This window comes from Pseudomonas sp. 382, from assembly GCF_002759075.1.
In the GTDB taxonomy this organism is placed as follows: Bacteria; Pseudomonadota; Gammaproteobacteria; order Pseudomonadales; family Pseudomonadaceae; genus Aquipseudomonas; species Aquipseudomonas vlassakiae.
Genome location: NZ_PEMX01000001.1, coordinates 1 through 19,066, shown reverse-complemented (window position 1 = coordinate 19,066; position 19,066 = coordinate 1). Strand labels below are relative to the sequence as shown.

Here is a 19,066-nt window from a genome sequence, read left to right as displayed (position 1 = left end):
AATAAATGCCAGTCAGTCTCACTTAGTTCGTTTGGTTCTTTTCATATGCAAAAACATCACTTTAGCGCATAAACCCAACCTGCTATCGTTCCCCGGCTCCGAACCGGAGTGCGCGGCCGTGCGCGCGAATAGCTGCATGCAGCCTGAGACAGGACTTTTATGTACGTATACGACGAGTACGATCAGCGGATCATCGAGGACCGCGTCAAGCAGTTCCGTGATCAGACCCGCCGCTACCTGGCCGGTGAGCTGAGCGAAGAAGAATTCCGCCCTCTGCGCCTGCAGAACGGCCTCTACATCCAACGTTTCGCGCCGATGCTGCGCGTCGCCGTGCCGTACGGCCAGCTGAACGCCAAACAGGTTCGCACCCTGGCCAAGATCGCCCGCGACTACGACAAGGGCTACGCCCACATTTCCACCCGCCAGAACGTGCAGTTCAACTGGCCAGCGCTGGAAGACATCCCGGATATTCTCGCCGAACTGGCCACCGTGCAGATGCACGCGATCCAGACCAGCGGCAACTGCCTGCGCAACACCACCACCGACCAGTTCGCCGGTGTGGCTGCGGATGAAATCGTCGACCCGCGCCCCTGGTGCGAAATCGTCCGCCAGTGGACCACCTTCCACCCGGAATTCGCCTACCTGCCGCGCAAGTTCAAGATCGCCATCAACGGCTCGAAAGAAGACCGCGCCGCCATCGAAGTGCACGACATCGGCCTGGAGCCGGTGCGCAACGCCGCTGGCGAGCTGGGCTTCCGCGTGCTGGTCGGTGGTGGCCTGGGCCGTACCCCGGTGGTCGGTTCGTTCATCAACGAGTTCCTGCCGTGGCAGGACCTGATCAGCTACCTCGACGCCATCCTGCGCGTGTACAACCGTTACGGTCGTCGTGACAACAAGTACAAGGCGCGGATCAAGATCCTGGTCAAGGCTCTGACCCCTGAAGTGTTCGCCGAGAAGGTCGAGGCCGAAATGGCCTACCTGCGTGGCGGCAGCACCACCCTGACCGAGGAAGAAGTCCAGCGCGTCTCGCGCCACTTCGTCGATCCGGATTACCTGGCCCTCGACAACGTCGACTACAGCGCCCAGGATGCCGAGTTCCCGGGCTTCGCCCGCTGGCGTTCGCGTAACACCCGCGCCCACAAGCGCCCTGGCTACGTGGCCGTGACCCTGTCGCTGAAGCCGACCGGTGTTGCCCCGGGCGACCTGACCGACAAGCAGCTGGACGCCGTGGCCGACCTTGCCGAGCGCTACAGCTTCGGCTTCCTGCGTACCTCCCACGAGCAGAACATCATCCTCGCCGACGTCGAGCAGCGCCAGCTGCACGCGCTGTGGATGGAACTGCGCGAAAACGGCTTCGCCACGCCGAACATCGGCCTGCTGACCGACATCATCTGCTGCCCGGGCGGCGACTACTGCTCGCTGGCCAACGCCAAGTCGATCCCGATCGCCGAATCGATCCAGCGCCGTTTCGACGACCTGGACTACCTGTTCGACATCGGCGAGATCGACCTGAACATCTCTGGCTGCATGAACGCCTGCGGCCACCACCACGTCGGCCACATCGGCATCCTCGGGGTGGACAAGAAGGGCGAGGAGTTCTACCAGGTATCGCTGGGCGGCAACGCCGCGCGCGACGCCAGCCTGGGCAAGATCCTCGGCCCGTCCTTCGCCCAGGATGACATGGCCGATGTGATCGAGAAGCTGATCGCCGTGTACGTCGAACAACGTACCGAGGAAGAGCGTTTCATCGACACCTACCAGCGTATCGGCATCGACCCCTTCAAGGAACGCGTCTATGCAGCGAATCATTAAGAACAACCAGATCGTCGACGAAACCTGGCACCTGCTGCCCAAGGACACCGCGTTCGACGAGCTGACCAACTGCGACGACTACATCGTCCCGCTGCAGATGTGGCGCGACCACGCCCACGTGCTCAAGGCCCGCGATGGCGGCCTGGGCGTGTGGCTGGACAGCGACCAGGAAGCGGAAGAAATCGGCGAGGACGTGCAGCACTTCCAGGTCATCGCCCTGAACTTCCCGGCCTTCACCGACGGGCGCAGCTATTCCAACGCGCGCCTGCTGCGTGACCGCTATGGCTTCAAGGGCGAGCTGCGCGCCATCGGCGACGTGCTGCGCGACCAGCTGTTCTTCATGGCCCGCTGCGGCTTCGACGCCTTCGCCCTGCGTGCCGACAAGGACCCGGAAGATGCCCTGCAAAGTCTGAAGGACTTCTCGGTTACCTACCAGGGCGCCACCGACGAGCCGCTGCCGCTGTTCCGGCGCCGCTGATCGGCACCTGCAATGCCCTACGGCCCGCCTTTTGGCGGGCCGTTTCGTTTGTGCGCAATACACATTCAGGTTTCCTGATGGCACGCCGATAGCATGGATACCCACAGAATCCGCATGGAACGCCGATGATGAACCCGATAGCTGCCGTTCGCACCTTTCCCGTCCAGATCGCGCCTGCAGCGACAGCCCAGATCAACGCAGCCAGCCAAGCCCCCAGCACGGTGACGCGCGCCAGTACGCAGGTGATCCTCGGCCAGCCAACGGTCGGCACGGACAGCGACATCTACTCCGCCAAAGGCAACTTGGGCAACACCTCGAACCGCTACATCTGGGAAACGCCGGCTGTCGACAAGCTCAGCCAATACATGGCCAGCGCCGTGCAATCGGGTGCAACCAGCACACGCTTCCAGGGCCTGGGGGCGGCGCTGCTGGCGCAACTGGCCGCCAATGGCGGTGAGACCATCGCCCAATCCGGCTTACTGGTCAGCGATACATCCGCGCCCAACGAGCTGATCCTCGGCCTGCAGCAGTCGCGCCTGCGCGAATACGCCAGCAATAGCATCACTTTCAACCTCACCACCGCTTCCGGCGCCACTGTGACCTTGGGCCTGTACAGCAGCGATCAAGGCCTGGCCGTGGATGCGCAGGTACAAGGCGGTACGCTCAGCGCCAAGGAGCTCGATGGCCTGGCAGCGCTCGCCAACGGCTTCCAGTCGGCCATCAACGGCCTGACCCTGGAGCCGCCGAGCCTCCAGCTGGGCGCACTGGTCAAGCTCGACCCAAACCTGTTCACCGGCCTGCAACTGGACGCGCAACTGGTCACCAGCAGCGGTGAACGACAAACCTTCGAACTGCGCCTGGACGACCAGACCCGTAGCCTGAAACTGCTGGGGCCCGGTGGCGAAGTGAAGATGAACTTCGACACCCAGGGCGGCGCTTTGCTGGGTAATCAGGCCATGCGTCAGGCTGCGGTGGCCAACTACCTGACGCAATTTGACGCCGCGCAGCAACGCGGCCATGGCGACGAACACCTGATGAGCCTGTTCAAGGATGCCTTCAGCCAGCTCAACAGCGTCGATGACGACAGACCTCGCACAGCCGGTGCGGCAGCCGCCCTGAACCGCAACAGTCGCCTGCTGCTCAACGGCCTGGCCGACTTCAACGCGTCTGTCAGTCAGCCCACGCTGCAGCCCAATCCGGTGAAGCCGGAAGAGGCAGACTACTTCAGCTACCAGGTTTCACAGGCAACCCAGATCAAGGGCGGCACCCACCTGTCCGTGGAGCAACAGCAACAGGCCAGTCTGAAGGCCGCTTGGCACCAAGGGTTCAACCCACTGGTGGCCCTGCAGCTGACCCGTGACAGCGAATCGCAGAACTACCGCTATCACGAGGTCGACGACCAGTCGAACAGCACGACCCGCCTCGGCTTCAGCAACGGCGTTCTGACTGAAGCTCGCGTGTCGCAACAGGCTAGCCAGACGGAGCGGGTCCGTTCCTACCAGAATGGCATCGAGATCTCGGATGTCGACAAGCACTTCTCCAACAGCAAGGATCGGGACCTGCTGGGCGTCCTCGACGCGCTGCTGCGAAAGGACAGTGAAGCGCAGCGCATCGGCGCGCAGTCGGCCTTGGAACAACAACTGCTGGGACTGAGCCAATTGTGGTTGCTGCAATCCAATCCGGCGCAGATCAAGCATTGATTGCGCCACCTTGCCTGAATTGCATGAGCTCAGGGGTCATTTGTGACTTCAAGTCAAATGACCTTGGCCCTGCCCTGCCTTAATCAAACACGCGGAATCCCGCACACTGCTCCTTACCGTTCTCTCACCTGGAGCAGATTCATGAGCATCCCATCCTTCGGCCTCGGCACATTCCGTCTAACCGGCCAAGCCGTCATCGATTCGGTCAAGTCGGCCCTGGAACTGGGCTACCGGGTCATCGACACGGCGCAGATCTACAAGAACGAAGCTGACGTCGGGCAGGCCATCGCCGAAAGCGGCGTGCCACGCAGCGAGTTGTTCATCACCACCAAGATCTGGGTCGAGAACTACGCCGCCGACAAGCTGATCCCCAGCCTGCGCGACAGCCTGCAGAAACTGCGCACCGATTATGTCGACCTGCTGCTGATCCACTGGCCGGCCCCAGGCAACGGCGTTGAGTTGGCCGAATACATGGAAGCCTTGGCTGAAGCCAAGACATTGGGCCTGACCCGTCAGATCGGCGTCTCCAACTTCAACATCGAGCTGACCCGCCAGGCCATCGCCGTGGTCGGCAAAGGCGAAATCGCCACCAACCAGATCGAGCTCAGCCCGTACCTGCAGAACAGCAAGCTGACCGCGTTCCTCAAGGAACAAGGCATCACCGTCACTTCGTACATGACCCTGGCCTACGGCAAGGTGCTGAAAGACCCGGTACTGGCCGAGATCGCCAACAAGCACAAGGCCACCGTCGCCCAGGTTGCGCTGGCCTGGGCCCTGCAGCTCGGTTACGCGGTCATCCCGTCTTCAACCAAGCGTGAAAACCTGGCCAGCAACCTGCTCGCCCGCGACCTGCACCTGGATGACCAAGACATGGCGCGCATCGCCACGCTCGAGCGCAATGGCCGTGAAGTCAGCCCTGAAGGCCTGGCACCGATCTGGGACTGATGCCATGACTGTCGCCGAATACCGATTGCAGCGCGTTCATCACACCGCGCAGGAGGCTGCATCATGAAAGCCGGACGTGTCCTGTTCGCCCTGGCCATCGGTGCCTTTGGCATCGGCACCACCGAATTCACGCCGATGGGCCTGCTACCGGTGATCGCCCAAGGCGTAGACGTCAGCATCCCCAGCGCTGGCATGCTGATTACCGCCTATGCCATCGGCGTCATGGTCGGTGCGCCGATCATGACCTTGCTGTTCAGCCGCTTCGGCAAACGCGCGGCACTGATGGCATTGATGGCGATTTTCACCGCAGGCAACCTGCTCTCGGCGCTGTCGCCAGACTATTACACCCTGCTCGCCTCACGCCTGGTCACCAGCCTCAACCACGGCGCTTTCTTCGGCCTGGGCGCCGTGGTGGCCGCCAGTGTCGTGCCCAAGGAAAAGCAGGCCAGCGCCGTGGCGACCATGTTCATGGGCCTGACCATCGCCAACATCGGCGGTGTGCCGGCGGCCACCTGGATAGGCCAGCAGGTCGGCTGGCGCATGGCCTTCGCTGGCACTGCGGGGCTCGGCCTGCTGGCCATGGCGGCCCTGTGGTATGCCCTGCCCAAGGGTGAGCGCGGCAGCGTGCCACATGTGCGCAAGGAACTGGCGGTGATCGCGCGCCCCAGCGTGCTGCTGGCGATGGCCACCACGGTGCTGGGCGCTGGCGCCATGTTCACCTTGTATACCTACGTGGCGCCAGTGCTGGCGGCGCTGACCGGCGCCTCGGACAGTTTCATCACCCTTGGCCTGGTGCTGATCGGCGTTGGCTTCACCTTGGGCAACAGCCTGGGTGGGCGCCTGGCCGACTGGTCGCTGGACGGCTCGGCGCGGATCTTCCTCGGCGTGCTGGCGGTGATCATGCTGTTGATGCCGCTGGTGCTGGGCAGCCATATCGGTGCCGCCATCGCTTTGCTGGTGTGGGGCATGTTCACCTTCGCCGTGGTGCCGCCACTGCAGATGCGGGTGATGATCGCCGCCATCGAGGCACCTGGGCTGGCGTCGTCGATCAACGTCGGTGCGTTCAATCTGGGTAACGCGCTTGGCGCAGCCTTGGGCGGCGCGGTAATCAGCCTGAACCTCGGCTATGCCGCAGTGCCGATGGCCGGTGGTGTGCTGGCGGCTGCCGGGTTGCTGCTGGTATGGCTCGGTGGGCGCAGCAAGGCTGCGGATAAAACCCTGGGCACCGCCTGACCTCACGGATAGCGCCGAACCTGAGGGAGCGGCGCTCTACCTGTCAGAATCTCAATCCTACGTTGATCATCCCCGCAGCCCCTCCCAGCACCACGAACTCGGCCCCCACCGGCCCCCAATGCACGCCGAACGACGGAATGATCACCGGCGCAACGCCGAAGTGGTTCAACGGGATCTTATCGTCATATTCGCCCTTGTAGCCCTCGATCAGGCCGGCGCTCAGCTTGGCATACACGGGATAGCGCTCGTGCTCCCAGACCTTGCCCAGGTAGGCGTAGTAAGAGCGCTGGGAGAACGAGTTCTTGAAGGTCGCCGCGCCCCATAGCAGGCCGTCAGTGTAGATACGCTCGATGCCGATCAATTCCTGGTGGTTGTTGTGCTCCGGTCCGTGGGTCCAGGATTGCAATTGCGCTGAAGCGGCCAGCGGCCGAATTGGGCAATGAATCAGAATTGGACTACACATCATGGCGAAAACAGCTAAGCGCCTTCGTGCCACACTCAGGCACGACCTCTTATCAGGACCGCCAAGATGCCATCCTTTGATGCCTTTTTACCGTGCCAGCGCTATGATGTCCCCTATGCACACAATCTGTTTCAGGTTGTCTGGAGGTATCTACCCATGGCTGCAAAAGCCAAGCATGCCACTGAAACTGAGCTCGACGCACTGGAGCAGTTGATTCCCGACTGCGCCACTGAAGCGACGCATTCCGCTTATCTGCGGGCGCTGCAAGTGAGCCGGCACGGCGTACTGCGCACCGATGATGGCCATCTCGTGCGGGTTGCTGCTGACGGCTCCAGAACAGTCGTGGCCAAGGCCAAACCCCGGCGCAGAGTCAATATTGGCGAGAAGATCAGCGTAAGGAAGGTGAGCGAGAATCCGACCCAGTGAAGGCCCGCAGGCTGCGGGTATTCGCCGGCCCCAATGGATCTGGCAAAAGTACTATCAAGGCTGACCTGCCGGCAGCCCTCACGCGAATTTTCGTCAATGCCGATGAATTGGAGAGAGAAGCCAAGGCCAATGGCTTTATCGACCTGGCAGTCTTTGAAATCGAAGCCAGCCTGGCTGAGCTGGTTCTATTTCACACCGATCATTACCTGATACGGCAGAAGCAACTGACTGATGAAGCCAGAATGCTGGGCCTGCACGGCTCGTGCGTCGACTACAGGCAGATCAAGGTGAATTCCTATTTCGCCTCCGTTCTGTCTGACTTCATTCGGCACCGCTTGCTCGATGAGGGTGTCAGCTTCAGTTTCGAAACTGTCATGTCGCACCCCAGCAAGGTCGAGTTCATGCGCAGTGCCCAAGCGCGGGGCTACCGTACTTACCTTTACTTCGTCTCGACTGAAAACCCTGAAATCAATATCGACCGGGTACACATTCGAGTGCAGGAAGGTGGGCATCCAGTCAGACCGGATCTAGTCAGAGAGCGCTACGCACGGGCATTGGACTTGCTGCCGGACGCTATCGCAGTCAGCAATCGCGCCTACGTATTCGACAACTCAGGTGAGTGTGCTGTGTGGCTGGCGGAGATTACTGAAGGCACCGAGCTTGAGTACCGAGCTGAACAGATTCCTGACTGGTTCTTTGATGCGTACATCGACGAAGTCGAGCCCTGAAAACTGGCAAAGACGGGGAAACCTGCCACTGACCACTACCACACCGCCGTGCGCTATGCCTACGAATACCGGCCTGAGCCACCTGAGCCTCTGATCAGCACACTGGCAAGCTGACCTTGACCTCCAGCCCGCCGCCCGGGCGGTTGGCCAATGTCACACTGCCGCCTTGCTCCAGCACGATCGCGCGTACCGCCGGCAAGCCGAGGCCGGCACCACCGGTGTCACGATTGCGCGAACCTTCGATGCGGAAAACGGCGCGAACACGCGCTCCTGTAACTCGGGCGCGATGCCCGGCCCGCGATCCAGCACGGTGATTTCCAGTTGCTCGGCGGTTACCGCCAGCCGCAGCTCAGGCGCCAGACCGTATTTGACCGCGTTGTCCACCAGGTTCACCAGCACCCGCTTGATACCCACCGGCCTGCCAACGTAGACGCAGCGCCGCGGCGCGTCGAGTTTGTCACTCAGCTCGATCATCAGGGCGTAGCCGCGCGCGGGTTCGAACTCCCACGGTTCGGACGCTTCAAAGGCCTGGATCCGAGCATGAGGCCGTTTCAACAAGGCCCGCAGGGTTGGCGCGCCCTGGCGAAACTCGGCATCGACCAGTTCCGGTATACCGGCCTGGTCACGGCTGCGCAGCCATTGCACGGAGTAAGAACCATCGCCTGCTGCGCTGGCGATGCCGGGGCGCTGTGCGACGGGCGCTGTATCGAGGATGCGAGTGACCGCGGCGACCTTCTCGATCACGCCGCTCTCCAGCAGCGGCGGTTGCGCCCACACGCTCAGCAGCAGGCTGAACAGCCCCTTGAGCAACAGCAGGATGAACATCGCCGTCAGGGTGGTCAGGGCAATCCAGCGGGCGATGGTGATGCGTGGCCGCGGCAAGGCCCTGCGCAGCCTGCTCAACAGCGTCATCGCCTGACCACGCTGGCAGTGAACAGGTAGCCGACATTGCGCAACGTGCGGATCAACGGTTCGGCACCCGCGTCGCTCTCCAGCTTGCGCCGCAACCGGCTGACTTGCACGTCGATGCTGCGGTCATAGGCTTCATACGACTCACCCCGGGCCAGGTCGAACAACTGCTGGCGTGGTGGATGCCCGGGCGCAGGCGTTACCGCTGACCGACAAACTGCGCACGGAGCCAGATTACTATCAGGCCCTGCGCGATTTCACCGCACAACAGCGCGCCAACCGGGTGCTCGAGGGCAGGCTCGGCGCGCCAGGCAAGCGCCCCGACCAGTGCCAGGGAGGGCCTGCCGGTGAATGATGCCGTGTCGCTGTTCCGCCGCGTGCAGGGCGGGCCGAGCAGCCGGTGCTGTTGCACGAGCTCGAAGCCCGCGTCTCGGACGATGGGCGCGAACTGATCCTCAGCCGTTATCGGGAACGTTATGCCGACGGTGGCGATACCCAGCGCCACGAAGTGCATCGCCGCATACCGATCGCCACGCTGTTGAAGTGGATGGCCAGGGCAGGCACGTCATAACGCGACCCCCGCCTACTGAATGTCCGAATCGCGACAGTGGGTGCCTGTTCGGCGTGAGACAGGCATTGCCCGGCTGGATAACCTTCGTCGGGCAATGCCTTGCCATCATTCGAAAAAGAGCCTCGCCCATGACGACTCCTGCCGCCACCTTGGCCCCACCCACCACCGCCGACCAACCCCAGGGTTTTCTGGTCCGCATCGTCGGTGCCGCCGCCTTCGCCCACCTGCTCAACGACCTGATCCAGGCCGTGCTGCCGTCGATCTACCCGATGCTCAAGAGCGACTTCTCGCTGAGCTTCGCCCAGATCGGCTGGATCGCCCTGATCTACCAGGTCACCGCCTCGCTGCTGCAGCCGTGGGTCGGCATGTACACCGACAAGCGCCCCATGCCTTACCTGCTGCCCACCGGCATGCTGTTCACCCTGGTGGGTATCGCCCTGCTCGCCTTCGCCAACAGCTACCCGATGTTGCTGTTCGCCGCTGCGGTGGTGGGCATCGGCTCGGCGACCTTCCATCCCGAAGCCTCACGGGTGGCGCGCATGGCCTCCGGCGGGCGCTTCGGCACCGCACAGTCAACCTTCCAGGTCGGCGGCAACACCGGTTCCGCCATCGGCCCGCTGCTGACCGCCGCCATCGTCATCCCCCACGGTCAGCCTGCCATCGCCTGGTTCATGCTGGCGGCCGCCCTGGCGATCTTCGTGTTGCTGCGCGTCACTGGCTGGACCATCCGCCACGGCCAGACCCAGCTCAAGGGCCTGGCCGGGCAACAGGCGCCAGGGCTGCCCACAGCCGCCATGTGGCGCGCAGTGGGCGTGATCGCCGTACTGATGTTCGCCAAATTCGTCTACATCGCGTCGTTCACCAACTACTTCACCTTCTACCTGATCGAACACTTCGGCCTGAGCGTGCAGCAAAGCCAGCTGTATCTGTTCGTGTTCCTTGCTGCCGTGGCCCTGGGCACCTTTGCCGGCGGGCCGGTGGGTGACCGTATCGGGCGCAAGGCGGTGATCTGGATTTCGTTCCTCGGTGTAGCCCCGTTCGCCCTCGCCCTGCCCTACGCCAACCTGGCCTGGACTGCGGTGCTGGCGGTGGCCATCGGCCTGGTGATGTCGTCGGCCTTCGCCGCGCTGGTGGTGTACGCCCAGGAGGCAGTGCCTGGCCGCGTCGGCATGGTCTCGGGGGTGATGTTCGGCCTGATGTTCGGCATCAGTGGCATCGGCGCTGCAGGCCTCGGCGAACTGGCCGATCTGCATGGCATCGAGTGGGTCTACCAGGTGATTTCGTTCCTGCCGCTGCTGGGCTTGGCCACCGCGCTGCTGCCGGCCACCCGCTCGAAAGCACGGCCTGCCCGCTGCTGCTAAGATGGCCGCGCCTGTTGGACTGGACACGATCATGGTCAAACCCCAGCACGAACTGCTGATGGAGGTCGATGAATGGACCTGGGAGGTGGGCAGCCGGGCAACCGACTACCCGCCAGACTGGTACATCGCCCCTCACTCGCACGCCAAGCACCAATTGATCTACGCCATCAAGGGGCTGATGCTGGTCGAGTCCGAGGCCGAGCGCTGGACTGTGCCACCCAGCCGCGGCATCTGGATGCCCAGCGGCCAGGTGCACGCCATCCGCTGCGTCGGTGACGTGAAGATGCGCAGCGTGTTCGTGCGCCCTGATACGGCGCTCGAACTGCCGCAGCAAAGCAAGGCCATCAGTATCTCGCCGCTGCTCAGCGAGCTGATCAAGGCGTCGGTCGACTTCGCTGGCCCTTTTGTCGAGGACTCACGCGAGGCGCGGATCATGCGCCTGATCCTCGACGAGATCTGCGTGCTGCCGACCTTGCCGCTGAAACTGTTGCAGCCCAGCGACAAACGCCTGCGCACGCTCTGCTCAGCCTTGCAGGCACGCCCCCACGACACGTCGACCCTCGCCGACTGGGGTGTGCACCTGGGCGTTGACGAGAAGACCATCCAGCGCCTGTTCCGCAAGGAAACCGGCATGACATTCGGCCAGTGGCGCCAACAGGCGCGCCTGATGCAGGCGCTGGAGCGCATCGCTCTGGGCGAACGCATCGTCGATATCGCAGCCACGCTGGGGTATGACAGCCCCAGTGCATTCGCCAGCATGTTCAAGCGCCAGTTCGGTATCACGCCCAGTCAGTTCTTCAAGTGACCACCGCCAACTGCCAGGCGCCCGGGCGATGGTGCCGCCTGGCAATTGCTACATAAAGTTGCAGCCAAGGTGAAAACGCCTTGGCTGCGCTGGCCACGCTCATGGCGACGACGGCCTGCCGCGAAGCTCAGCAAATACGGGCATTTGGCTGACATTCAATGCACATGAATTGAAACAGCTAGCAGGCGGATTTGTAGGACGTTTCTTCCGAGCGCTGTAGGCAGAATCGCCGCATCGCCCCTTTCCTGTATGAAACCCCAGTTTCTGCAAGATTTTGTCACTGATACGGTCCACTTTTCCTACAACGGCACGGACGCCAATGCCGCGAGAGCAACATGGATCAATACGACAAATCTGGCCTGGCCTTACAGAAAAATCTGCTCAATCTGCGTCGTGAACGGGATCGCTTGAGGACCGAAGGCAAGCATCAGGAGGCTGAACGACTGGCGCAGGAAATTTCGCGCATCGAAGCGGTGGTGGCTGCATTGCCCGCAGAGGCCAAACCACCAACGTTGCAGTAGGTAAGCAAACGGCCCTTGCCTGTATCAAGAAATACACTGTGGTCGATCCTGATAATTAATTTGTGAGGGGGCCGGATCATCCCTACCGTATGACGCTAGTCAAGTCTGGGAAGCAAAGGCCCCTTTCATGAACGACCGTGAGTTCATCAATGCCATCGACGCCGATGGGCTACCCCTGAACATCGCCGTGCGCGGCGGCCGCATCAGCCACCTCGGCGCGCACCGCGCCCGCACCGCCGCCATTGAGACCATCGACCTGGAAGGCCTGCTGGTGCTGCCCGGCTTCGTCGACGGCCACATCCATCTGGACAAGAGCTTTGTCGGTGACCGCTGGCGCCCGCACCAGCCGGTCGCCAGCCTGCGCGAGCGCCTGGCCGTGGAAAAACGCGAACTTGCCAGCGCCCCACCGATCGTCGAGCGCGCCGACGCGCTGATCCGCCAGGCCGCCTCGTTCGGCACCCTGGCCATGCGCTGCCATGTCGACGTCGATGCCACCACTGGCCTGGCCAACTTGCGCGCCATCCTTGAAGCCCGCGACAAGTGGAAAGACCTGGTCGACATCGAGCTGGTAGCTTTCCCGCAGGCCGGTGTAGTGACCTGCCCTGGCACCGCGCAGGTGATGGAGGCCGCCGTGCGTGAAGGTGTGCAGGTGGTTGGCGGCATCGACCCGACCACCCTGGACGGCGACGCCGACGCCCAGCTTGATATCGTTTTCGGTATCGCCGACCGCCATGGCGTGAAGGTGGACATTCACCTGCACGAACCCGGCGACAGCTGCATCGCCCAGCTCGAGCGTATCGCCGCCCGTACCCAGGCACTGGGCATGCAAGGCCTGGTGGCGGTCAGCCATGCCTACGGCCTGGGTGATGTCAGCGACGCCGTGGTTGACCGCACTGCCGAAGTGCTGGCCCTTGCCGGCGTTTCGATCATGACCAATGCACCCGGCGACCACGCCTTCCCGCCTGTGCTGCGCCTGCGTGCCGGTGGCGTGCGGGTGTTCACTGGCAACGACAATATCCAGGACGCCTGGTGGCCCTATGGCAACGGCGACATGCTGCAGCGGGCGATGCTGGTCAGTTACCGCTCTGGTTTCAATACCGACGAGGAGCTGCGCGTAGCATTGGAAATGGCGACCGTGGCCAGCGCCGGGGTGATGGGCAAGCAGGATTACGGGTTGAAGGTCGGCAATGAAGCCAGCTTCATCCTGTTCAAGGCTCCGAATGCAGCAGCGGCGGTGGCGGCAGCCATTCATGAACGGGTGATCGTGCGCCACGGCGCCTTCTGGGGTGGGCCTGCGCAGCTACAGCTGAAGGCTGCGCAGTTCGCCACCGAACTGCGTCGCTAGCGAGAGCCATGGCAAAGCGCGCTTACTGAATGTGCTTGAGCTTTTCGAGCATGGCGGCGCTGCCCTTGAGGTAACCGGTGACCTCGCCATCGTCCCGTTTGAATTTGATGCCCATCACCTTGTTGTCCAGCTTGACCAGCTCGACCGATGCCCGGATGACTTCGTGGGGATGAGTGACTTCTGCGGGCGCCTTGCCTTTCTGGATGGAAACTTCGCTGACGGTCTGCTCGAACCTGTTGTGTTCAGCATCAAACGACCAGGACGACTGCTGCACGATCTTCTGCATTGAGTTCTTTTCGCTGAGGATCAGAAAGTCGGTGGCCGAACCGTCTGCCCTGAGTAGCAACAACGCCAGCGCCTGGGACGTGCCATCATCGGCGTTGGAGTACCAGACGCCATACAGGTCGCTTTTCAGGTACCTGGGCGCTGTGTTTGCCGTTTCACTTGGCGGCTTTGCTGTGCCGGGTGTGGAACAGGCGCAGAGCACCAGCGGGGCCAGCAGTGCGATTGCTACGGTGAGGTACTTTCTCATTACATTCCTGGGGCTTTTCAGTATCCGATCCGCAGCCTCACCCTTTCTTGACTGGCCGCGGGTTTCCTTTGAACAGGCTCAACCTGCCTGCATCGACAAACAGCGCTGCAACTGCAGCGCATTGGCGGTCGCTGCACCCGAGGCAGTGTTGTCGAAAATACACCATGTGCGGTGTCCGGCTGCGCAACTGAGGCGCAAATGTTCAGCCAAACCATTCAGGTACTCACCCGAATACTCGCTGTGATAGATCCGCGGTTCGCCGTGCAAGCGCCAATAGCTCAGGCCTGGCCATCCAGCCGGCGATGCGTCGGTGCCGAATCGCGCTGGGTTGGCCGCAACCTGAGCTACCTGCTGTTCCATCAACAACGCCTGTGCGTCATGCCAACTGCTGTGCCTCGGCTCCAGAGCCAGCGGGCCTTCATAGCATTCACGCACCCTTTCGAAAAAACGCCGCGCAACGGCGTAATCATAGATCAGCGACGGGGGTAGCTGTATCAACAGGCATCCCAGGCGGCTACCCAGTTGCCCACATTGGGCCAGGAATTCGGCAAGCGGGCTCTCGCAGCCCTGCAAGCGCAGCTCGTGGGTGATCCTTTTGGGTACCTTCACTGCGAAGCGAAAATCCTCAGGCACAGACGAAGCCCAGCGAGCATAGGTTTCTGGCCGATGGGGTCGGTAGAACGAACTGTTGATCTCCACAGCGTTCAACTGGCCAGCGTAGCGTTGCAGGTGGGACCCCGACTGTGGAAAGTGCTCGGTATAGCGACTTGGCAGGCTCCAGCCCGCACATCCCAGATGGATCATGCTGATCCTCCCTGCTTACCCGTTACTGATAATCGATCGGGATGAACACCAGCCCTTTGCATACTGAAAGGGCTGGCGAGACATGGGCTTGCCAATCATGGGGTGAAACCCAGCCCGGCAGAAAGGTCAGAGCCTTCAGCTTTGCGGCCCGCCTGTGATGACCCGGCATCACCCGCCTGATGGATAGACTGCTCGACCGACGTCTTCACCTCGCTGCCCTTGGCCTTGAGGGTATCGGTCAACCGGTCACTGCTGGCGCCCATCAGTTGATCTTCTTTGTGCGTGCTCGGTAGCGCCGCCCCCAATGCCGCACCTAGGGCGATGCCCAAGGCTGCCAGCACCAGCGGCTGTTCTTGCAGCAGATGATCGAATTGCCCCTTCAATGCCGTGGTCTGGTCCGCGACCCTGTGTGCGGTACTGCGCACGGTATCAGCTGACGCACCCACGGAATCGCGCGCACCGCTGCCCAGCTCACTGGCCCGATCGCGCACGTCATGGGCCTTCATGCGTGCTTTCTGGCTTGCGTCGTGCATCGCTGCTCCGGCATGGGCGAAGGCATCTTTCACCGTGTCTACGGCATCGCCGAGTTTCTCGCCCAATCCGGGACCGTCATGCGCCGGCCCAGGGTTGAACGGGCGGTTCTGGTTCAGGCCCAGCCATGCCAGGCCCAGCACCGTCAAGGTAGCGGGTACCGGATTATTTTTGAGCGTGGTGTCGAGGTTCTGGAAAAACTCGCCACCATGGCCTTTGGAATAGGCCAACACCCGGTCAAGCATCTGGCCTGGGCTCAGGCGCTGTTCGAGTGCGTCCACCAGGTCGCTGATATGCTCGCGCTTGGCGTTGATTTCCTGCTCCAGCATCTGCGGGTCTTTTTGCGCATCAGTCTCGAAAGGAGTGGTCATGGCAATTTCCTCTTCAGCGTGTCCTTGTCCTGTTGCATGGCATGCAAGGTGCGATCAGGTGCCAAATGGCCGGGCTCGAATTGCTTCTTGCCAGACTGCAGCATGATGAAGCCAATCACTACCGTGACTGCGCCGACGATCAACGCTGCCAACCACGGCGCGACCACCAGCGCCAACGCGTAGACCGCCGCCATCAGAAGGATGACAAAGCCCGCCAGCACCACGATCGCCCCGGCTGCCACCGCCGCCGTACCCGCCTTCAAGGTGGCCAGGTTGTGCTGCAATTCAGCCTTGGCCAGCGCCAGTTCCTTGGTGAACAGCTCGGGCACTTCCCGCATCAATTGGCGCAGCAGCCCACCCACGCCGACCGAATCGTTTTCCGAGGAGTGCAAGCCTGTGTTATGCAAAGGATCGTTGTTCATCATTCACCTCCTTTGAGCGGGTCGCGCTCGAACGGGCTGCCACTGACTGGCGTACCGGCACCTGTCCCAACGGGATCGTTCGGGGTGTAAAGAGTGCTGGTGGATATGTCGCTGCCTCTGTCAGGTGTTTCTGGCTGCGCAGGATGCGGCGGGCTGAAAGCCGCAGCCGCAGGACGGTCTGGTTCCTGGGTGGCACTGGCTCGGAGGAAACGTGACACGGCAAAGCCGACTGCAACGCTACCGGCCAGAAACAGTGCCGGGTTGCTGCGGGCAAGCTGTGCGCTGCGTTGCAGCAGGCTCTCGGCGCTTTCGTGACGTACCTGTTCGGCGAACTCGCCCACATATTCAGCCGCCTGGCTCAGATAGTGCGAGAGACCCAGGCTGTCGTTGCCTTCCAGCGCCGACGCCGCTGATCGCGCACCCTCCTTCAGCGAATCGAGCTGGTCGGCTGCAGTATCGCGATAATGCTCAAACTGTTCGCTGCCCTGGTGCCTGGCTTCACCCAGCAACGCTCCGGCCTCTTGATGGATGGCATGCACGTGGTCCTGGAGGTTGCCGGGTGGGGATGTCGAGCTTTGGTCGGTCTTTTCCATCGTTGTACCCTCGAAGCTGATTGGAAGTGAATGCCGGTTTTGAGAGGCATTCTTGCGAGGGACGCGTTGCAATCGAAGGGAGTTCAGCGTGCATGACCTGTGACATTTGCTTAAGGACCCAAAGGTAATCGTGACATCAACCGGGCTGCTGATAACCGCCGCGCATGCTTTGACGGCGTATCCGCTAGCGTGAAACGCCCCCCCCGCAGTCCGCTTGGCCATCTACCAAAGTCTGGATCTCGGCGAAGACCTCTGAGGTCACGCAAAGGGACTCCGCTGCATCCCGAACAACTCGTGGACCATGATTGCCTGGGCTATCTGTTCTGCGATCAAACCGCCGCCTGTAGAGGTGCTCAAGCGCGAATGCTTCGTGGCCGATCGCGACCGGAATTGAATTCTTCGTTGGTTTCGAGACTCTCTATAACGATCAGCAAGCGCTAGAGGAGCGGCCTGCCCGCTGCTTGAACAACAATGAAAATGGAATAGAGAATGGTCACATTCGATCTGCAACGGATGCTGATAGGCGAGCTCCCGCTAACCTTCCTTCTCGAGGTTGCCTTGCGGGTTTCTGCAGCATTCCTGGCCGTATTCTTTTTCTTGAAGTTCAGTGGCCGACGTGGAATCAGACAGCTCTCCCGATTCGAACTCGTCGTCATTCTTACCCTTGGTTCTGCAGCAGGCGATGTGACCTTTTACGAAGATGTGCCCCTGCTTCCGGTCGCGCTCGTTTTCCTCACGCTATTGCTGCTCTATCGCGGCACCCTCTACCTCATGCGGCGAAGCAAAACCTGTGAGGCGTGGATCGATGGCTTACCCATCACGGTGGTAAAAGACGGGATGTACGAAATCCATTCTCTGCGGAACCTGAACATATCCTCCAATGAACTGTTCATGGAGCTTCGTCAACAAGGTGTGGAACACTTGGGCCAGGTACGTCTTGGCCTGCTGGAAACCGATGGGGATCTCAGCCTTTATTTTTACGATGCTGAAGACACTCATCCTGGCCTATCGGTGCTCCCTGAAGAACACCGGACAGAGTTTGCATCACCCCCGACTGCAGGCCTCCACTGCTGCGTGAACTGCGGATTCCCGACTTACCACGAGGCGCAGGAGTCAGTCGCTTGCACCCGATGTGGCCATTCCATCTGGTCTCCTGCTCTAGATACCCTACGCAACCGCTAATGAGCCATCTGGCACCCGATCCAATCAACGCATTGGGGATTGCGGTGATCCCTGGTGCATAGCCAGCCTGGCACAGCAATCGCGGACTTCGTCCGAGAGTCCGTAACGCTTTGCCATCACAGAATTCCTTTTCGTTAATGGCGAGGGGACTCTACAAAATCTCTGTGATCTTGTGGCGGCGATTGGGTTTCTCGGAATTTCGTATAGAGCCTGGAGAGCCAGCGCCCCGGGCCAACATTTGCGAACGATAGGGTTGGTAGGGCCTGGCTGGTGACGCTTCAATTGTTACCTAGGCACCGACACCGGAACAGTAGTTTCAGTTTTCAAAAGACACTACAAGCGCGCCAATGATCAAACACAAGCTCGCCACAATCGTTAAGTTCATTCGCATAGGTAAATACCACTCAGGCAAAAAATTCATCAATTTACGATCTTGCCAAAAGTGTCCAATAAAGCCAAAGCATAAAAGGAAGCAGCCCCATGGCGCAGGTAACAACATGCCAATCCAACCGATAAGGGCTGGAACCACACTCCACACGAGCCTCTCCTGTCGCTCAGCCGCAGGCAAGCCCTGTAGCGTCATAGCGAACCCCCAATGCAGAGCCCCCACAAAACTCAGTATCACAGCCCCATAGCCAACCAATGCAACAGATAGAAACTCTCGATACTCAGCCGCCAAACAAATCAGCAGTGTCAAACCAACAAATGGTAGCAATCCACTGTAACCCAAGACTGTAAAGCGACGTGGAGATAACGAATCGAAAACAGTACTCATTGGTACGTCACTCCTCTAAGGCTCAGGATCAGTTTTCAGGTGTGTCGCCCAATGAGCTTCAGGAATTCGTACCGGGTAGTCGGGGACTCTCGGAACTCACCAAGCATTACCGACGAAATCATCACCGAGTTCTGCTTTTCTACACCTCGCATCATCATGCACATGTGCTTAGCCTCGATAACCACCCCAACCCCTGCAGCGTCAGTCACTTCCTGTACGGCACATGCAATCTGTCTGGTTAAATTCTCTTGAATCTGCAAACGGCGGGCGAACATATCAACTAAGCGTGCCACTTTGGAAAGACCTAATACACGCCCTGTTGGCAGGTAAGCAACATGCGCCTTTCCAATAAACGGCAACATGTGATGCTCACATAATGAGTACAGTTCAATATCGCGAACCACGACCATCTCATCGTTCTGGCTTTCGAACGTAAGCGTCCGCCCAACTCACCTTGCGTAAGTCAGGCCGGTTCCCATTGATGCGGCAGCAAAGCCTCAATCTCGCTAGCCCGCTGTGTTGGCAGTCGCGTCAACACGTCCTTGAGATAGGCATACGG

General features: G+C 61.0%; 21 protein-coding genes and 4 pseudogenes. 14 read left to right on the top strand and 11 right to left on the bottom strand.

The genetic code is table 11. The features are described from left to right. Positions 1-159: 159 nt before the first annotated feature. From CQW31_RS00130 to CQW31_RS00110, 5 genes are all read left to right on the top strand, one after another. Positions 160-1,812, top strand: coding sequence for a nitrite/sulfite reductase (locus CQW31_RS00130; RefSeq protein ID WP_054885150.1), 1,653 nt, complete (start codon positions 160-162; stop codon positions 1,810-1,812). Then, positions 1,796-2,290 carry a DUF934 domain-containing protein gene (locus CQW31_RS00125; protein WP_054885151.1) on the top strand — a complete coding sequence of 165 codons (495 nt, stop codon included), beginning with the start codon at positions 1,796-1,798 and terminating at the stop codon, positions 2,288-2,290. The genes CQW31_RS00130 and CQW31_RS00125 overlap by 17 nt, the downstream gene beginning before the upstream one ends. Before the next feature lie 125 nt (positions 2,291-2,415). Further along, positions 2,416-3,990: a hypothetical protein gene (locus CQW31_RS00120; protein WP_249341999.1), complete on the top strand. Its 1,575-nt coding sequence runs from the start codon at positions 2,416-2,418 to the stop codon at positions 3,988-3,990. Between the two features lie 141 nt (positions 3,991-4,131). Continuing rightward, entirely contained in the window at positions 4,132-4,935 is an 804-nt protein-coding gene (dkgB, locus tag CQW31_RS00115) for a 2,5-didehydrogluconate reductase DkgB (protein ID WP_099813373.1), read from the top strand. Between the two features lie 63 nt (positions 4,936-4,998). Then, positions 4,999-6,168, top strand: a complete 1,170-nt coding sequence (locus CQW31_RS00110) for an MFS transporter (protein ID WP_054885153.1) — start codon at positions 4,999-5,001, stop codon at positions 6,166-6,168. 43 nt (positions 6,169-6,211) lie between these two features. On the opposite strand, the pseudogene CQW31_RS00105 reads toward CQW31_RS00110, so the two are convergent. Further along, positions 6,212-6,556: pseudogene (locus CQW31_RS00105) on the bottom strand (sn-glycerol-3-phosphate transporter); the annotation flags it as partial. A gap of 141 nt (positions 6,557-6,697) precedes the next feature. Between CQW31_RS00105 and CQW31_RS00100 the strand changes: the two are divergent. Both CQW31_RS00100 and CQW31_RS00095 read left to right on the top strand, forming a co-directional pair. After that, on the top strand, positions 6,698-7,057 hold the full coding sequence (locus CQW31_RS00100) for a hypothetical protein (protein ID WP_256587324.1): 360 nt from the start codon (positions 6,698-6,700) through the stop codon (positions 7,055-7,057). Further along, positions 7,054-7,785 carry a zeta toxin family protein gene (locus tag CQW31_RS00095; RefSeq protein WP_099813371.1) on the top strand — a complete coding sequence of 244 codons (732 nt, stop codon included), beginning with the start codon at positions 7,054-7,056 and terminating at the stop codon, positions 7,783-7,785. The genes CQW31_RS00100 and CQW31_RS00095 overlap by 4 nt, the downstream gene beginning before the upstream one ends. A gap of 94 nt (positions 7,786-7,879) precedes the next feature. Here CQW31_RS00095 and CQW31_RS00090 read toward each other — a convergent pair. Both CQW31_RS00090 and CQW31_RS00085 read right to left on the bottom strand, forming a co-directional pair. After that, positions 7,880-8,697, bottom strand: a pseudogene (locus CQW31_RS00090) (sensor histidine kinase). Continuing rightward, positions 8,694-8,870 (bottom strand): annotated as a pseudogene (locus tag CQW31_RS00085) (helix-turn-helix domain-containing protein); the annotation flags it as partial. The pseudogenes CQW31_RS00085 and CQW31_RS00090, both read right to left, overlap by 4 nt. Here CQW31_RS00085 and CQW31_RS00080 point away from each other — a divergent pair. The 6 genes from CQW31_RS00080 (at position 8,870) to CQW31_RS00055 (ending at position 13,297) form a co-directional block, all read left to right on the top strand. Further along, positions 8,870-9,049 (top strand): hypothetical protein, encoded by a 180-nt coding sequence (locus tag CQW31_RS00080; protein WP_371858349.1) that lies wholly within the window; start codon positions 8,870-8,872, stop codon positions 9,047-9,049. The pseudogene CQW31_RS00085 and the gene CQW31_RS00080 sit on opposite strands and share 1 nt — an antisense overlap. Positions 9,050-9,094: 45 nt before the next feature. After that, on the top strand, positions 9,095-9,265 hold the full coding sequence (locus tag CQW31_RS00075; protein ID WP_249342000.1) for a hypothetical protein: 171 nt from the start codon (positions 9,095-9,097) through the stop codon (positions 9,263-9,265). 128 nt (positions 9,266-9,393) lie between these two features. Then, positions 9,394-10,626: an MFS transporter gene (locus tag CQW31_RS00070; protein ID WP_099813369.1), complete on the top strand. Its 1,233-nt coding sequence runs from the start codon at positions 9,394-9,396 to the stop codon at positions 10,624-10,626. Between the two features lie 31 nt (positions 10,627-10,657). Continuing rightward, the gene (locus CQW31_RS00065; protein WP_099813367.1) at positions 10,658-11,431 is read left to right on the top strand and encodes a helix-turn-helix transcriptional regulator; all 774 of its coding nucleotides are present in this window, start codon (positions 10,658-10,660) and stop codon (positions 11,429-11,431) included. A 335-nt stretch (positions 11,432-11,766) separates the two neighbouring features. Beyond that, complete coding sequence (locus CQW31_RS00060) at positions 11,767-11,952, top strand: hypothetical protein (RefSeq protein ID WP_054885162.1); 186 nt, start codon at positions 11,767-11,769, stop codon at positions 11,950-11,952. Between the two features lie 127 nt (positions 11,953-12,079). Next, positions 12,080-13,297: an amidohydrolase family protein gene (locus CQW31_RS00055; protein ID WP_054885163.1), complete on the top strand. Its 1,218-nt coding sequence runs from the start codon at positions 12,080-12,082 to the stop codon at positions 13,295-13,297. Positions 13,298-13,319: 22 nt separating this feature from the next. Here the strand turns inward: CQW31_RS00055 and CQW31_RS00050 are convergent, their stop codons facing one another. The 5 genes from CQW31_RS00050 to CQW31_RS00030 all read right to left on the bottom strand — a co-directional run bounded on the left by CQW31_RS00050 (position 13,320) and on the right by CQW31_RS00030 (position 16,550). After that, positions 13,320-13,829, bottom strand: a complete 510-nt coding sequence (locus CQW31_RS00050) for a hypothetical protein (RefSeq protein ID WP_054885164.1) — start codon at positions 13,827-13,829, stop codon at positions 13,320-13,322. Between the two features lie 78 nt (positions 13,830-13,907). After that, a complete protein-coding gene (locus tag CQW31_RS00045) occupies positions 13,908-14,633 on the bottom strand; it encodes a DUF72 domain-containing protein (protein WP_099813365.1) in 726 nt (241 codons plus the stop codon). 95 nt (positions 14,634-14,728) lie between these two features. Beyond that, positions 14,729-15,535 carry a DUF3618 domain-containing protein gene (locus CQW31_RS00040; protein WP_099813363.1) on the bottom strand — a complete coding sequence of 269 codons (807 nt, stop codon included), beginning with the start codon at positions 15,533-15,535 and terminating at the stop codon, positions 14,729-14,731. Then, the gene (locus tag CQW31_RS00035; protein WP_099813361.1) at positions 15,532-15,957 is read right to left on the bottom strand and encodes a phage holin family protein; all 426 of its coding nucleotides are present in this window, start codon (positions 15,955-15,957) and stop codon (positions 15,532-15,534) included. Before CQW31_RS00035 ends, CQW31_RS00040 begins: the two co-directional genes overlap by 4 nt. Continuing rightward, on the bottom strand, positions 15,957-16,550 hold the full coding sequence (locus CQW31_RS00030; protein WP_099813359.1) for a hypothetical protein: 594 nt from the start codon (positions 16,548-16,550) through the stop codon (positions 15,957-15,959). The genes CQW31_RS00035 and CQW31_RS00030 overlap by 1 nt, the downstream gene beginning before the upstream one ends. Before the next feature lie 489 nt (positions 16,551-17,039). Between CQW31_RS00030 and CQW31_RS00020 the strand changes: the two genes are divergently transcribed. Next, positions 17,040-17,732, top strand: coding sequence for a DUF421 domain-containing protein (locus CQW31_RS00020; RefSeq protein ID WP_099813357.1), 693 nt, complete (start codon positions 17,040-17,042; stop codon positions 17,730-17,732). Between the two features lie 316 nt (positions 17,733-18,048). Here the strand turns inward: CQW31_RS00020 and CQW31_RS00015 are convergent, their stop codons facing one another. The 3 genes and pseudogenes from CQW31_RS00015 to CQW31_RS00005 all read right to left on the bottom strand — a co-directional run. Next, positions 18,049-18,507 (bottom strand): DUF3429 domain-containing protein, encoded by a 459-nt coding sequence (locus CQW31_RS00015; RefSeq protein ID WP_099813355.1) that lies wholly within the window; start codon positions 18,505-18,507, stop codon positions 18,049-18,051. Between the two features lie 35 nt (positions 18,508-18,542). Beyond that, positions 18,543-18,938: pseudogene (gene folE / locus CQW31_RS00010) on the bottom strand (GTP cyclohydrolase I FolE); the annotation flags it as partial. Between the two features lie 32 nt (positions 18,939-18,970). Next, positions 18,971-19,066 (bottom strand): transposase domain-containing protein (locus CQW31_RS00005; protein ID WP_143524198.1); only part of this gene is annotated, 96 nt, incomplete at its 5' end.